General features: G+C 64.9%; 13 protein-coding genes. 7 read left to right on the forward strand and 6 right to left on the reverse strand.

Features of this window, described 5'->3' with window-relative positions:
- Positions 1-22 precede the first annotated feature (22 nt).
- Entirely contained in the window at positions 23-1357 is a 1335-nt protein-coding gene (locus tag U1702_RS10005; protein WP_332723959.1) for a serine hydrolase, read from the forward strand.
- Between the two features lie 3 nt (positions 1358-1360).
- Here the strand turns inward: U1702_RS10005 and U1702_RS10010 are convergent, their stop codons facing one another.
- Positions 1361-2368 carry an aldo/keto reductase gene (locus U1702_RS10010; protein ID WP_332723961.1) on the reverse strand — a complete coding sequence of 336 codons (1008 nt, stop codon included), beginning with the start codon at positions 2366-2368 and terminating at the stop codon, positions 1361-1363.
- A 130-nt stretch (positions 2369-2498) separates the two neighbouring features.
- Here U1702_RS10010 and U1702_RS10015 point away from each other — a divergent pair, with 130 nt between their 5' ends.
- Positions 2499-2963, forward strand: coding sequence for a DUF2314 domain-containing protein (locus U1702_RS10015; protein ID WP_332723963.1), 465 nt, complete (start codon positions 2499-2501; stop codon positions 2961-2963).
- A gap of 45 nt (positions 2964-3008) precedes the next feature.
- The gene (locus U1702_RS10020) at positions 3009-3647 is read left to right on the forward strand and encodes a trimeric intracellular cation channel family protein (protein WP_332723965.1); all 639 of its coding nucleotides are present in this window, start codon (positions 3009-3011) and stop codon (positions 3645-3647) included.
- On the opposite strand, the gene U1702_RS10025 is transcribed toward U1702_RS10020, so the two are convergent.
- The 5 genes from U1702_RS10025 to U1702_RS10045 all read right to left on the reverse strand — a co-directional run bounded on the left by U1702_RS10025 (position 3644) and on the right by U1702_RS10045 (position 9094).
- Positions 3644-4036, reverse strand: coding sequence for a hypothetical protein (locus U1702_RS10025; protein ID WP_332723967.1), 393 nt, complete (start codon positions 4034-4036; stop codon positions 3644-3646). The genes U1702_RS10020 and U1702_RS10025 overlap by 4 nt on opposite strands.
- Before the next feature lie 48 nt (positions 4037-4084).
- Positions 4085-4642: a GNAT family N-acetyltransferase gene (locus U1702_RS10030; protein ID WP_332723969.1), complete on the reverse strand. Its 558-nt coding sequence runs from the start codon at positions 4640-4642 to the stop codon at positions 4085-4087.
- Positions 4639-6534 carry a signal peptide peptidase SppA gene (gene sppA, locus U1702_RS10035; protein ID WP_332723972.1) on the reverse strand — a complete coding sequence of 632 codons (1896 nt, stop codon included), beginning with the start codon at positions 6532-6534 and terminating at the stop codon, positions 4639-4641. The genes U1702_RS10030 and sppA overlap by 4 nt, the downstream gene beginning before the upstream one ends.
- Positions 6535-6638: 104 nt before the next feature.
- Positions 6639-8219 (reverse strand): ShlB/FhaC/HecB family hemolysin secretion/activation protein, encoded by a 1581-nt coding sequence (locus tag U1702_RS10040; protein WP_332723974.1) that lies wholly within the window; start codon positions 8217-8219, stop codon positions 6639-6641.
- Positions 8220-8299: 80 nt separating this feature from the next.
- Positions 8300-9094, reverse strand: coding sequence for a hypothetical protein (locus U1702_RS10045; RefSeq protein WP_332723976.1), 795 nt, complete (start codon positions 9092-9094; stop codon positions 8300-8302).
- A 288-nt stretch (positions 9095-9382) separates the two neighbouring features.
- Here U1702_RS10045 and groES point away from each other — a divergent pair, with 288 nt between their 5' ends.
- From groES to U1702_RS10065, 4 genes are all read left to right on the forward strand, one after another.
- Positions 9383-9670, forward strand: coding sequence for a co-chaperone GroES (gene groES / locus U1702_RS10050; protein WP_332723978.1), 288 nt, complete (start codon positions 9383-9385; stop codon positions 9668-9670).
- 61 nt (positions 9671-9731) lie between these two features.
- On the forward strand, positions 9732-11375 hold the full coding sequence (gene groL, locus U1702_RS10055) for a chaperonin GroEL (RefSeq protein WP_332723980.1): 1644 nt from the start codon (positions 9732-9734) through the stop codon (positions 11373-11375).
- A 247-nt stretch (positions 11376-11622) separates the two neighbouring features.
- Positions 11623-13707: a GNAT family N-acetyltransferase gene (locus U1702_RS10060; RefSeq protein ID WP_332723982.1), complete on the forward strand. Its 2085-nt coding sequence runs from the start codon at positions 11623-11625 to the stop codon at positions 13705-13707.
- The gene (locus U1702_RS10065) at positions 13704-14762 is read left to right on the forward strand and encodes a GNAT family N-acetyltransferase (protein WP_332723984.1); all 1059 of its coding nucleotides are present in this window, start codon (positions 13704-13706) and stop codon (positions 14760-14762) included. The genes U1702_RS10060 and U1702_RS10065 overlap by 4 nt, the downstream gene beginning before the upstream one ends.
- Positions 14763-14808 lie beyond the last annotated feature (46 nt).

The raw sequence follows: 14808 nt of genomic DNA on the forward strand, positions 1-14808 counted from the left end.
TAACACACTGAGGGGGTTTCTCATGAATCGCTACGTTATCGGCCTCGCGGCCATCGTTCTGACGGTCGCGCCGGCGCTGGCGCAGGACACCGCCCGCATGGATGCCGTGGTGCGCGACGATGTCGAGAAGGGCGAGTTCATGGGTGCGGTGCTCGTCGCCCGCGACGGCGAAATTCTGTTCGACAAGGGCTATGGCTCGGCGAACCTCGAATGGAAGATCGCCAATGACGGCGACACCAAGTTCCGGCTGGGTTCGGTCACCAAGCAATTCACCGCCGTCGCGATCCTGCTGCTCCAGGAACGCGGCAAGCTGACGCTCGACGCGCCGGTCAAGACCTACCTGCCCGACGCCCCCGCAGCGTGGGACAAGGTGACCGTCCGCCACCTGCTCACCCACACATCGGGCATCCCCAATTTCACCGGCTTCCCCGATTATGGCGCGCAGAAAACGCTGCCCGCGACTCATACCACCCTGATCGCCCGCTTCCGCGACAAGCCGCTGGCGTTCCAGCCGGGCGAGAAGTGGGATTACTCCAACTCCGGCTATGTGTTGCTCAGCGCGATCGTCGAGAAATTGAGCGGCCAGAGCTACGCCGCCTTTGTCGGCGATAATTTGTTCAAGCCGCTGGGCATGGCCGATACCGGCTATGACAGTCACGCCGCGATCCTGCCGCGCCGCGCATCGGGCTATGCCCCGGCAAAGGACGGCCCCGTCAACGCCGACTATGTCGACATGTCGATTCCGCAGGGTGCGGGCGCGCTTTACTCCACCACGCGCGATCTGCTCAAATGGCAGCGCGGCGTCTATGGCGGAAAATTGCTCAAGCCAGCCTCGCTCGCCGCCTTCCGCACACCGTACAAGAGCGACTATGCGTTCGGCATCGGCGTCGTCAGCAAGGACGGCGTCACCACGATCGAACATGGCGGCGGGATCGAGGGGTTCAACACGTCGCTCGCTTACGATCCCGACCGCAAGCTCACCGTCGTTGTCCTTGGCAACCTCAACGGCCCGTCGCCGGGCAAGCTGTCCAAATCCCTGATGACCCTCGCGCGCGGCGGGACCGTGATATTGCCGGACGAGCGCAAGGCTGCGACCGTCGCACCCGAAAAACTCGCGCAATATGAAGGCGTATACGAACTGGCACCGACCTTCACCCTCACCATGCGGGTGAAGGACGGCAAGCTGATGACTCAGGCGACCGGGCAGCAGGAGTTCGAGCTTTTCCCCGAATCCGCCGACCGCTTCTTCCTGAAAGTCGTCGATGCGCAGGTCGATTTCACCCGCGACGCTGCGGGCAAGGTCACCGGCCTGATCCTGCATCAGGGCGGCCGATCCACCCCGGCACCGCGAAAATAGCGGCTAGATTCGCTCGCCCGGTGCCACCGCGAACCCGTCGATCGCCGCGAGTTCCTCCGCCGCAAAGTCCAGCCGCTTTACCGCGTCGAGCGAATTGTCGAGCTGCGCCACCGTACGCGCGCCAATCAGTGCGGAGGTCATACGCGGGTCGCGCAACACCCAGGCGATCGCCATCTGCGCCAGCGTCTGCCCGCGCGCCTCGGCGATCGAATTCAGCCCGCGGATGCGCGCCACCACATCGTCGGTCAGCCGCCCGACACTCAGCGACCCACCCTTTGCCGCACGCGCGTCCGCCGGCACCCCGTCCAGATAGCGCGCGGTCAACAACCCCTGCGCCAGCGGCGAGAACGCGATACAACCCGCCCCGGCATCGCCCAGCGCGTCGAGCAAGCCGTCCTCGATCCAGCGGCTGAACAGCGAATAATCTGGCTGATGGATCAACAGCGGCACGCCCGCGCCCGCCAATATCTCGGCCGCGCGCCGCGTCGCCTCGGGCGTGTAGCTCGAAATGCCGACATAGAGCGCCTTGCCCTGCCGGTGCAGCTGAACCAGCGCGCCCATCGTTTCTTCAATCGGCGTGTCGGGGTCCATGCGGTGCGAATAGAAGATGTCGACATAATCCAGTCCCATCCGCTTCAGCGACTGGTCGAGGCTGGCGATCAGATATTTGCGACTGCCGCCATCGCCGTAAGGGCCGGGCCACATGTCCCACCCCGCCTTGGTCGAGACGATCAGCTCGTCGCGGTGCGGGCGCAGGTCGCTCGCCAGCACCCGGCCGAGCGTCTCCTCCGCCGATCCGTAGGGCGGCCCGTAATTATTGGCCAAATCGAAATGCGTCACGCCGCGATCGAATGCCCGCAACAGCATTGCCCGCCCGGTCTCGAATACATCCACCCCACCGAAATTCTGCCACAGCCCCAGCGATATGGCGGGCAGCACGATCCCGCTGCGCCCGCACCGGCGATAGGGCATCGCGCCGTTATAGCGATCGGCGGCGGGCTGATAGGTCATGGGCTGCTCCTGCGCGGGGTGGGAACGCGGTGATGACCGCGCCCGACTGCCACGGCAAGCCTGACATTAACTGACAGCCCGTCGCGTCCACCCGACACCCGCGCTACATCAAGCCGGAAAGGACAAGCCGATGTTTTGTGCCCTCGCCCTCCTGCTCTGCGCGGCCCCCTCCGGTCAGGCGCAACCGCGCCCCGATCCCATCATCGACATCGCCAAGGGCCGCGCCGACATGGCGACGGCCATCCGCAAGGCGCGCGCCGAACTGCCCCGCTTCTTCAAGCGCTTCGCCGCGCCCGACCCTTCCGAAAGCTATTTCCTCGTCAAATACGACCTCGTCCCCGGCGAGATCGACGAATTCATCTGGGCGCAAGTGGTCACGCACACCGATGGCGTCACCACCGCCCGCCTCGTCAACAACCCGCGCGCGCCCGGCTACCGGCGCGGACAGGAAGTGCGCATCCCCGACGCCGCAGTCATCGACTGGAGCTATGTGAAGAACGAGCGCGTCGAGGGCGCGGCCACCACCCGCGCGTTGCTGAACATGGTCAGTCCGGGCGAAGCGGCCGCGCTGCGCAAGTCGCACGGCTGGGACTGATTCCACGCGATTGACGCCACGCGCGTTGGATGGGACAGCGGAATGATGACCGCGCCCGCCGCCATTACCCAGCTCGGCCCGCTGCTGCCGCTGCTCGACCTGTCCGGCATCGCATTGTTCGCCGCAACCGGTGCGCTGGTCGCGGCGGGGCGCGCGCAGACCTTTGTCACCGCCGCATTCTTCGCGCTGGTCACCGGGATCGGCGGCGGCACGATCCGCGATCTGCTGATCGGCGCGCCGGTATGGTGGGTGCATCATCCCTATGTCGCCGCACTTTGTCTGGGGGTGGCAGGGGTGATCTGGGTGACGCCGCAACGCTGGTGGACCAACAACACCGCGCTCGACTGGTTCGACGCGCTCGGCCTTGCCGCCTATGCCGTGTTCGGCGCGGCCAAGGCATTGAGCATCGGCATCCCGCCGGTCCCCGCCTTCGTCATGGGCGTCGTTACGGCGTGCGCAGGCGGCATCATCCGCGACGTGCTGGCGGGCGAACCGTCGATTTTGATGCGTCCCGAACTCTACGTCACCGCCGCTGCGTTATCCGCCGGCCTCTATGTCGCACTGACCTTCACGCCCCTGCCCGTCTTCATCGCCGCGCTGATCGCCGCCGCAGCCGGCTTCGCCCTGCGTGCCGCCGCTTTGGTCTGGAAGATCAAGTTGCCTGCCTATCGCGGCCGACGTTAGTGTTCGAGCAGCCAGTCCAGCGCCTCGTCGCGCTCGGTGAAAATCCGGATATCGGGTCGCGATTCGCGGATGCGGTCGATCTGCCGCTGCAACAGCACCGATCGCGCCACGAACGCCACCTTGCGCGCCCAGATCGGTTTATAGACCGGGTTGGCGAAGCCCATCCGCATCAGATCGACGGTTTCGGCGGGCACCGCGCTAACTTCGCGCATATCGTAAAGCGTCACATGCTTGCCGACGTCCCTGCCCAGCGACTTGATCGCGCGGCGGGTTTCCATCGTGGCCTTGTGCGTCGCCTCGGGTGTGAAGAATCCCGATGCCGTGACGATCACCAACCGGCGAACATGGTCGATTTCAATCGTTTGCGTCGGTTCGTTGGTCGTCGCCATGTCTCGTGATTTAGCGAAGTCATGCTGAACAAAGCGTTGAAAGCGAGCTTAGGCCCGCACAACGCCCACTTCGCTGAACGGCTTCGGCTCTACCGGCGGGGTCACGCTGTCGTTAAGCTCGCACTGCCAGATGCCGATATCGATCCAGCGCCCTTCCTTAAACCCGATCTCACGCAACTGCCCCGCGCGGCGAAAGCCGATCGTCTCGTGCGACCGGATCGAATGCTCGTTGGGCAGCGAGATCACGCCGATCGCCTGGGTGAACCCCTGTGCCCGCAACGTGTCGATCAGCGCTTCGTACAGCAGCCGCCCGACGCCCTGCCCCTGCACCGCGCCCGCGACATAGACCGATGTCTCGACGACATAGCGATATGCCGCGCGTTCACGAAAGCTGGTTGCATAGGCATAGCCGAGCACGCCCCTGCCCTCGCCATTGGTGGCGACGATCCACGGATATAGTCCATCGGATGACTCCATCCGTCCGCGCATTTGCCGCGCGTCCGGTGGGTCGAACTCGAACGATACCGTGCCGGTCAGCACATAGGGCGCATAGATCGCAGCAATCGCACTCGCGTCACCCGGCTCCGCCGCTCGCAACAGGATCACAGGCCGACCTTCGCCAGCACCAGATCGATCAGCCGTGCGTCTGCCCGCACCGTCCCCGCCGCCGGACCGAACGATCCGCATTCCAGGCAACGTGCCTGCATCGACGATCCCATCGCCAACCGCTTCGCATCGCCCAGCGCCTGACCGAACACCGCGCGCCGGTCTGCCGCGATCCGGGCATAGAGGTCGCCACCGCTCTCGGGCGCCGCTTCCTCTTCCTCATCGCCGCCACCGGCAAAGAAGCCCGCGACCATCGTCTCGAACCAGCTCGGCTCCTTCTCCAGATACACCGCATGTACTTTGGCGGGATCGAGCTTGGCGCGCTTCGCCGCTTCCGCGATCGCCGCGTCGAGATTGCCGAAACGATCGACCAGTCCCAGCTGACGCGCGGTGCCACCGTCCCACACGCGGCCCTGACCGATTTCATCGACCCGCTGCGGCGTCATCTTGCGCGAGGCCGCGACCAGCCCGATAAAGCGGCGATAGCCTTGCTCGATCCCCGCCTGCAAAATGCGGTCGGTGACCGCATTGGTGCCGGCATAAATATCCGGCTGTCCGGTCAGCGGCGTGGTTTTCACCCCGTCGCTGGTCACACCGATCTTGGCCAGCGTGTTCTCGAACGTCGGGATGATCCCGAAAATGCCGATCGATCCGGTGATCGTGTTTGGCTCGGCAAAGATCACGTCGGCGGGCATCGAAACCCAATATCCGCCGCTCGCCGCCAGACCGCCCATCGACACCACGACTGGCAGCTTCTGCGCCTTTGCCTGCAGAATCGCCTGCCGGATGCGCTCCGACGCCAGCACCGAGCCACCCGGCGAATCGACGCGCACGACCAGCGCCTTCAGCTTTTTCTCGGCCAGTCCCTTCAGCAACAGGTCGGCGATCGTGTCGCCTGCGGCCATGCCCGGCCCGGCCTTGCCGTCGATGATCTCGCCCGCAACCGTGATCACGCCGATCTCGTCGCCGGTCTTGGCCACCGGATTGGCCTCCAGCCAGTTGGCCAGCTTGATGCTCTTGTAGCTGCCCGCAGATTTACCCGCGTCGACGCCGGCAATCTCCGCCACGCGCTTGCCGAATGCCAGCCGGTCGCCGCGCTTGTCGATCAGACCCGCGCGCTCGTTCGCCAGCGCGATATCACCATTCGATGCGACGATCAGCGCGTCCGGCCGGTTGATCGTATCGCCCAGCTTCGCCTTGGGCCGCGCCTTGACCACGGCTTCCTGCCACTGGCCGAAGATCGCGCCGTACAGCGCCTCGTTCGCCGCCTTCGCCTCGGGCGACTGCCCGGTCAGCAGGTAAGGCTCGACCGCCGACTTGAACTTGCCGACCTTATAGACGTGCGTGTTCACGCCGAGCTTGTCGATCAGCCCCTTGTAATAAAGCCGCGATCCGCCGGGACCGCTGAACAACGTGCCGCCGATCGGATGGACCCAGATCTCGCTGGCATTGGCTGCGAGCAAATAGCTGCTGTCGGTATAAGCCGTGGCATAGGCCAGCACCGGCTTTTTCGCCGCCCGCACCCGGCCGACCGCCGCCGCCACTTCCGACACCACCGCGGGATAACCGCCCATGAACCGGTCGAGATCGAGCACCACGACCTTCACCCGCGCATCGTCCTTGGCCGCGTCGAGCGCGCGGACCAGATCGCGCATGCGATATTCGCGCACCGCCTCGCCGCCGCCCAGCGACGCGAACGGATCGGCCTCGCTAGGCTGCTCGACGATCATGCCGTCGATGTTGAGCACCAACGCGCCGTCCTTCACCGCCGCCGGATTGGGGCGGGCGGACAGCACTGCGAACAACGCGCCGAAAAACAGCAGCATCAGCAGCAGGACGAGACCGTCCTTGATTCCCACAAGCAGCTTCCATGCGCCGCGCACCAGTCTCACGTGTTCTGCTCCTCGGAAGCCTGCCCCTAACGTCAAGTTAGGGCATAGGAGCGTGCGAGTAAACGGCCCGTGTTAACGAAGCAATACAGATGCGAGCAAGCGCATCAGAGTGAGAGCTTCCACATCACCGATACGCGCCAGTCCTCGTCATAGCCGGGATAGGGATCATCGATCGCCTTCGCCGCCTCGATGCCAAGTTCGCCCTTTTCCTTGAACCGCACCCGCGCACCCGCCCCCGCCGACGCCATCGACAGGTCGATCGCCGGGTCCAGTCCTCGTGCCGCGATGCCGATCCAGGCGCGGTCGGCAAAGGCATAGAGTTCGCTCGCCGAAAACCCGCCGCCCTTGATCGGGCGGACCGCCACTTCGCCGAGCGCGCCAGCACCCTTGTCGGCGGTCAGGAATGCGGTGTCGAACGCGCGGCCCAGCGCTTCGCCGCCCACGGCGAAACGTTCGGCGGCGGGCAGCCGGTCGCCGCTATACTGGCCGGACAGGTTCAGTCGCAGCGTGACCCGCTTGCCCAGCATCTGCGCCGCGCTCGCGGCACCGCTGATCTTGCGGAAACCCTTCTCGGCGAACGGCTCGATCACCCGCGCGCCCGCGAAGTCCAGCCCCTGCGACGCCGCCACGCTCAGCGACCATGCCCGCTTTTCCCGGCTATCCGAAATCCCCGCCGCTGCGCGCAACGCGCGCGTCCGCTCGGTCGCAATCAGATTGCCCAGCACCGCATTGTCGCTGTCGATGCCGTCCAGGCCCAGACTGATATCTGCATTGCGGCGAAACCCGCGGATCAGCGGATAGCTCAGCGTCGCCCCCGCCAGCTTGGCAGTACCCTTAAGTGGAATGCCCTTTGGCCGCGTCTCCAGATACGCCGCGTTCACACTTGCGGTCAGACCGCTCGTGCCAACCGGTGCCTGGTAGCCCAGCGCGCCATAGCGATAGCGTTTGAAATCGCTTGCCGCCGATGCGGCGAAACTCAGCTGGTCGCCATCCACCGCCAAGCCATAGAATTCCGCGAGCGCATCGAACTGCCCGTCCCCGGTCAGGTCGACGCCGCGATTGCTGAAGCCCAACGTGAATTTGCTCCGCCGTTGCTTCGGCGTCAGCGTCAGTATCAACGCGCCGGTCCCGTCGGGGTCGGCAAACGCCGTGTCAAGCGTCAGGCCGGGGAGCGCGCGCATCAGCGTGAACTGCCGCTCGAACGTCACGCGGCTCAGCGGCGCCTCCTGCGTCAGCGGTGCGGCGCGCCCGCGCAATTGCCGGTGCCGCCGTGCCTCCCCCGCGATATTCAGCTTTGCGACCCGCCCTTCGGTCAGCAGAACGACGACCACGTCGTCAGCGAAATCCTGTTCGGGAATGGCGACGGTATAGAGCGCGACATCGCTCTTCTCATACGCCCGCGACAGCGTCCCGGCGAGCTCGGCCAGCGTTTCCGCCGTCATCGCACGCCCCAGAAAATCTTCGGCCGCCTTCGCCACCGGGCCCGGCGCATCGACGCCGCGAAAGCGCACGCCCTTGATCGGTCGGCCAGTGCCGCTGGCGGCAATCCGCGCGCGCTCGCGCGGGGCCATTGGGGCGATTTTCGGTGCGGTCTTCGGTCGGTCGATCCGGTTGCGGTCGATCAATCGCGTGCCGTCCTGCGGGTCCGCAACCGCAGCCAGCGCCATCAGGCTTACCAGCATCATGGGGTTCGCATCCTGTTAAGGGAAAGAAGGAACCCGCGCGCTGTCAAGCCACATGAGCACGCGGGTTCAGGGATGGGCTTTCAGTTGCCCTTCTTCTTCAGGCCCAGCAGGCCGCCCGACTGGCCGTTCGTCACCTTGCTGACGGTGCCGCCGAGCAGTCCCGACCCGCCAGTTGCGCCGGTCGCACCCGTCACGCCGCCAGTCTTGTTCAGCACGCCGCCCAACAGGCCGTTGCCCGATCCGTTGAGGTCGAGCGCGACCAGCTTGCCGCCCGATGCCGCGCCGACGGTCACCAGCTTGCCGGTATTGGGGTTTTGCGCCAGCACGTTCAGGCCGATCAGGGCTTTCGACCCGGCCGGTGCCGCGATCACCTTGCCCGCGCCCAGATCGAGCGCGACGAGCGCCCCCAGCTTGCCACCGGCGCCGTCCAGGATCAGGCCGCCGCCGCTGCTGCCGCCGGCGCCGGTGCCGATCTGGACCAGCGTCTGGCCAGTCTTGGTCAGAATGGCGGTGACCTTGCCGGTCAGGATGCCGCTTTGCGGCACCGCGCCGTTCACGACGCTCGCCACGCCATTATGCTTGCCCGCGACGCCGATCACGGTGTTGCCGGCGGTCACGATAAGGTTGCCGACCAGGTTGCCGCCCGCAGCACCGTTGCCACCGCTGCCGCCAGGTCCTCCGGTTCCGCCGGTGCCGCCGGTTCCGCCTGCGCCACCCGTACCGCCCGGGCCCCCGTCACCGCCATTGCCGCCAGTCCCGCCAGCCGATCCAACAGATGCGATACGATAGTTTCCGGAACTCTCACACGCGGACAGTGCAAGCATTGCCGTCGAGGCAAGCACCAGCGTTGGCCATACGGCCTTGTTTTGCAACATGACACCACTCCTGTCTAATGCGATACTTCAATGCATCGCTAAAAATCAGAAATCTATTCTTGAAGCTATTGTTCCTGAACGATAAGAATAATCGTAGTTACTAAATTCTTACTATGGAACCTATCCAGAATGGACTTAATTTGCATCAAATTTTCGCCTTGCCTGATTCTTTCGGTTGCCCACCTCAGACCCGTTGACGCTGCCGGGACACACGCCCATATGACCGCTGCTGGCACTCGCTTACGGTGAGTGCCAACACCTATTATCAATCCTGTTCAGGAGAGCTCCATGAACTTTCGTCCGTTGCACGATCGCGTGCTGGTCCGCCGCGTCGAGGCCGAGGCCAAGACTGCCGGTGGCATCATCATCCCCGACACCGCCCAGGAAAAGCCACAGGAAGGCGAAGTCGTCTCCGTCGGCACCGGCACCCGTACCGAAGCCGGGACGATCACCCCGCTCGACGTTAAGGCCGGCGACAAGATTCTGTTCGGCAAATGGTCGGGCACCGAGGTCAAGGTCAACGGCGAAGACCTGCTCATCATGAAAGAAAGCGACATTCTCGGCATTGTTGGCTGATTTCAGCCACGTCGAAACCGTCAACTTCGTCAACTTCCCCACTTTCTGAAAGGGTAGCCACATGGCAGCCAAGGACGTAAAATTCAGCCGCGACGCGCGTGAACGCATTCTGCGCGGCGTCGACATCCTCGCCGACGCGGTCAAGGTCACGCTGGGGCCAAAGGGCCGCAACGTCGTCATCGACAAGAGCTTCGGTGCCCCCCGCATCACCAAGGACGGCGTTACTGTCGCCAAGGAAATCGAGCTGAAGGACAAGTTCGAGAACATGGGCGCACAAATGGTGCGCGAAGTGGCCTCGAAGACCAACGACATCGCCGGCGACGGCACCACCACCGCGACCGTCCTCGCTCAGGCGATCGTGCGTGAGGGCATGAAGTCGGTTGCGGCCGGCATGAACCCGATGGACCTGAAGCGCGGCATCGATCTCGCCGTCATCAAGGTTGTCGAGGACATCAAGTCGCGCTCGAAGCCCGTTTCGGGTTCGGCCGAAATCGCTCAGGTCGGCATCATCTCGGCCAACGGCGACACCGTCGTCGGTGAGAAGATCGCCGAAGCGATGGAGAAGGTCGGCAAGGAAGGCGTCATCACCGTCGAGGAGGCCAAGGGTCTCGATTTCGAGCTCGACGTGGTCGAGGGCATGCAGTTCGACCGCGGCTACCTGTCGCCTTACTTCATCACCAACCCTGAGAAGATGTCGGTCGAACTGAACGATCCGTACATCCTGATCCATGAGAAGAAGCTGTCGAACCTGCAGGCGATGCTCCCGATTCTGGAAGCCGTTGTTCAGTCGGGCCGTCCGCTGCTCATCATCGCCGAGGATATCGAGGGTGAGGCACTGGCCACGCTCGTCGTCAACAAGCTGCGCGGCGGCCTCAAGGTCGCAGCGGTCAAGGCACCGGGCTTCGGCGATCGTCGCAAGGCGATGCTGGAAGACATCGCCGTCCTGACCAAGGGCGAAGTGATTTCGGAAGACCTGGGCATCAAGCTCGAGACGGTTACCCTGGGCATGCTCGGCACCGCCAAGCGCGTCACCATCGACAAGGACAACACCGTCATTGTCGACGGCGCGGGCGATCACGATGCGATCAAGGGCCGCACCGATGCGATCCGCCAGCAGATCGAAGTCACCACCAGCGACTATGACAAGGAGAAGCTCCAGGAGCGTCTTGCCAAGCTCGCCGGCGGCGTTGCGGTCATCAAGGTCGGCGGCGCTTCGGAAGTCGAAGTGAAAGAGCGCAAGGACCGCGTCGACGACGCGCTGCACGCAACCCGCGCAGCCGTTGAAGAAGGCATCGTCCCCGGCGGCGGTACGGCTCTGCTGTACGCAACCAAGGCGCTCGATGGGCTGAAGGGCGTCAATGACGACCAGACGCGCGGCATCGACATCATCCGCAAGTCGCTGACGGCGCTGGTTCGCCAGATCGCGGCGAATGCGGGCCATGATGGCGCGGTCGTGTCGGGCAAGCTGCTCGACCAGTCGGACACGTCCTATGGCTTCAACGCCTCGACCGACGTTTACGAGAACCTCGTCACCGCCGGCGTGATCGACCCGACCAAGGTCGTTCGCACCGCGCTCCAGAACGCAGCCTCGGTTGCCGGTCTGCTCATCACCACCGAAGCGGCGGTGAGCGAGCTTCCCGACGACAAGCCCGCCATGCCCATGGGCGGCGGCGGCATGGGCGGCATGGGCGGGATGGACTTTTAAGTCCCACCCGTTCGACCAATGCGAAGGGCCGGGGGAGCAATCTCCCGGCCCTTTCTTTTGGCAGTATCTATAGCGTGATGACATCACACTTCCTCGTCACCCCGGGCTTGACCCGGGGTGACGTGACTGGTTCAAGCGGAGTTGCGCTAAGCCGAATCTCCCCCAAAGCGGAGCGAATGGCCGTAGCGCTTGCCGAAATTTAACGCTTCGCCGCTAGTCGCAGCCTGACCAGCAGGTTGGGACCGGCATGAACGCGGCAGTTGCTATCGATGGATCGAACGCCCGTCCGGCGTCGCCGGACCTGCGTCTGCACGTTCGGCCGCCCTCTGCCGAGATCACAACGCCGGGACCGCTCAACCCTGCCCTTGCCGCCGAATGGGACGATCTCGCCGCCCACGCCGCCGAGCCAAACGTCTTCGCCGAACGCTGGTTCGTCGCCGCCAGCGCACCGCTGCACCCGCCATCCGGCGTCCGCCAGATCACGGTCCGTGCGGACCGCAAGCTGATCGGCATCCTCCACATCTCGCAAGCCAGCCATTATGGCCGCTTGCCCATTCCCGTAGTCGAGAACTGGCTGCACTATCACAGCTTCCTAGGCGGCCCGCTGCTGCGGCGCGGTTATGAACAGGCGGCATGGACCGCGATCCTCGCCGCGCTCGACGCCGACCCGAAATCGACGGGCCTGCTCCACTTAACGGGCCTCGTCGAACACGGCCCGGTCCATCGCGGCCTGCTCGCCGCCGCCGCTGCGCTGGATCGCCCGTGCCCGACCGTCCACCGCATCGAACGCGCCTTGCTCGACAGCGATCTGTCGCCCGAGACCTATTACGCCACCACCGTGCGCAAGAAGAAGCGCAAAGAGCTCGGCCGCCTCCAGTCGCGCCTCGCCGAACTGGGCAGCGTCACCACGCATCGCCTGACCGATGCCAACCAACTTCCCGCCTGGATCGACACTTTCCTGCGCCTGGAACAGAGCGGGTGGAAGGGCCGCGCCGGTTCCGCGCTTGCCTGCACGCCCGCCACCGCCGCCTTCTTCCGCGACGCGGTGACGGGTGCCCACGATGTCGGCAAACTCGAAATGATCCGCCTCGATCTCGACGAAAAACCAATCGCGGTGCTTGTCAACTTCCTCAGCAGCCCCGGCTCCTTTTCGTTCAAAACCGCGTTCGACGAGGATTATGCCCGCTTCTCCCCCGGCGTGCTGATCCAGCTCGAAAACCTGTCGCTGCTCGCCCACGACGACATTCGCTGGATGGACAGCTGCGCGAGCGAGAACCACCCGATGATAAACAGCCTGTGGGGCGAACGCCGCGGCATCGTTCGCGTCACGTTGCCGCTGCGCAACTGGCGCAGTCGCGCGCTGTTCCACATCACCCGCGCCGTCGAACGCGCCGCCGCCGCGATCCGCGCACGCCGCGCACGCCCCACCGGAGACCGAAGCATGAACGCCCCGACGCGCAACCCGGTGGCGCATGGTGTGTTCGACACCGACGCGCGCACCCGCTTCGCCACCCTTTATCCCGAACAGCCGGGCAAGATCACGCACGGCCTGTGCGGCCACCCGCTGTTCGATCTGGAGGCGCTGGTCGCGCTGTCGCAGCGAATCCGCCCGGTCGATGTCGAACAGAATCTGGCGAACCTCCCGATCGAGGTCGATCCCGCCACCGTCCAGCATAATGGCCTGTCGGTCGCCGACTCGATCCGCTCGATCGAACAGAACGGCTCATGGATGGTGCTCAAATTCGTCGATCAGGATCCGCTCTACCGCGCGCTGCTCGACGAGATTCTAGACGAACTCGAACCCGCCATCGTCGCCCGCACCGGCGCGATGATAAAGCGTGAGGCGTTCATCTTCGTCTCCTCGCCGGACGCGGTCACCCCGTTCCACATGGACCCCGAACACAACATTCTGATGCAGTTGCGCGGCCACAAGACGATGACCCTGTTCCCCGCTGCCGACTCCGACCTGACCCCCGGCGCATTGCAGGAGGAATTCCATCGCGGCAGCCACCGCAACCTCCCGTTCCGCGACGATTTCGCCACCAAAGGCACGCCCATCCGACTCGATCCGGGCGAAGCGCTCTATGTCCCGGTCAAGGCACCGCATTGGGTGCAGAATGGCGACGCGACTTCGGTCTCGCTGTCGGTCACCTGGCGCTCCGAATGGAGTTATCGTGAGGCAGACGCGCATGCGTTCAACCGCATGCTGCGCGGCGCGGGGCTGAAACCGGCCATGCCTGCGCGCTATCCGCAGCAGAATTTGCTCAAGGCCTATGTCTGGCGCGCGCTGATGAAAGCGAAGCGCATCGTCGGGCGCAGCGACGCCGAATGAACGCGCACGCTTCCCGGATCGAGGCATCGTCAGAAATCGAGATTCGCATCCTCGACTCGCTGTCGGCGCTCGCCAGCGATGCGGGAACCGCGCTCGACCGCGCGACGCAACCGTCGCTGTACGATCGGCTCGACTGGCTGCGACTGACGCAGGCGCATTTGTGGAGCGACGCCCCCACTGTCGTCGCAACCGCGCGACTGGGTCACGATGCCGTCTGGTTGCCGTTGCGCGATTGCGGGTCGCGTCACGGACGCGGACTCGCCAGCTGGTACACGCTGGCGTTCGCGCCGATTTTCGCTCCCGGCTGCGACGCCCCGACCCGCGCGCGCCTCCTCGCCGAAATCGCGCGCGCCCTGCGCGGCTGCTTCGGCAGCCTCACGCTGTGGCCCTTGGAACCCGAAACCGCCGCCGCGCTGGAGGCTGCGTTCCGCGCACAGGGCTGGGTCGCCGCCGACCGGATCGAGGCTGCGCATTGGGTCGCCCATACTGACGGCATGGATTTCGATGGCTATTGGGCGAGACGTGGTTCCAAATTGCGCAACACCGTCCGCCGCCGCACCAAGAATTCAGCGGTCGAAACGCAGATTTTCGACCATTTCGACGCTGATGCCTGGGCTGCCTATGAGGCGATCTACCCGCTCAGCTGGAAACCGGCCGAGGGTTCGCCCGCGTTCCTGCGCGCCTTTGCCCAGCATGAAGGTGCCGCCGGGACGTTGCGCCTCGGTGTCGCGCATCGCGAAGGCCGCGCCGTCGCCGCACAGATGTGGACCGTCGAAAACGGCATCGCCACGATCCACAAACTCGCGCATCTGGAGAGCGAGCGCGAACATTCGCCGGGCACGTTGTTGTCGGTGGCGATGTTTCGCCACGTCCTCGATCACGACCGTCCAGCGATCATCGACTATGGCAATGGCGACGAGCCATATAAGGCCGAGTGGATGGACGAGCGCCGCGTCCGCCACCGCCTGCAATTGTTCAACCTGCGCAGCGTGGCGGGCCTCTCCAAAGGATTGGGCCGCGCCTATCGCGCAACGATCGGACGTATCGGCCGCTGAACCAAAGCGATTGCTCCGCCGCACGGAATGGCTAACGCAATCTTAG

This window comes from Sphingomonas sp. LT1P40, assembly GCF_036663835.1.
In the GTDB taxonomy this organism is placed as follows: Bacteria; Pseudomonadota; Alphaproteobacteria; order Sphingomonadales; family Sphingomonadaceae; genus Sphingomonas.

Coding starts and splice junctions, on each gene's coding strand:
- U1702_RS10025 (WP_332723967.1), bottom strand. CDS start 4,036: ATGGCGACGACCAACGAACCGACGCAAACGATTGAAATCGACCATGTT.
- groL (WP_332723980.1), top strand. CDS start 9,732: ATGGCAGCCAAGGACGTAAAATTCAGCCGCGACGCGCGTGAACGCATT.
- U1702_RS10005 (WP_332723959.1), top strand. CDS start 23: ATGAATCGCTACGTTATCGGCCTCGCGGCCATCGTTCTGACGGTCGCG.
- U1702_RS10060 (WP_332723982.1), top strand. CDS start 11,623: ATGAACGCGGCAGTTGCTATCGATGGATCGAACGCCCGTCCGGCGTCG.
- U1702_RS10015 (WP_332723963.1), top strand. CDS start 2,499: ATGTTTTGTGCCCTCGCCCTCCTGCTCTGCGCGGCCCCCTCCGGTCAG.
- U1702_RS10020 (WP_332723965.1), top strand. CDS start 3,009: ATGACCGCGCCCGCCGCCATTACCCAGCTCGGCCCGCTGCTGCCGCTG.
- groES (WP_332723978.1), top strand. CDS start 9,383: ATGAACTTTCGTCCGTTGCACGATCGCGTGCTGGTCCGCCGCGTCGAG.
- U1702_RS10040 (WP_332723974.1), bottom strand. CDS start 8,219: ATGATGCTGGTAAGCCTGATGGCGCTGGCTGCGGTTGCGGACCCGCAG.
- U1702_RS10065 (WP_332723984.1), top strand. CDS start 13,704: ATGAACGCGCACGCTTCCCGGATCGAGGCATCGTCAGAAATCGAGATT.
- U1702_RS10045 (WP_332723976.1), bottom strand. CDS start 9,094: ATGTTGCAAAACAAGGCCGTATGGCCAACGCTGGTGCTTGCCTCGACG.
- U1702_RS10010 (WP_332723961.1), bottom strand. CDS start 2,368: ATGACCTATCAGCCCGCCGCCGATCGCTATAACGGCGCGATGCCCTAT.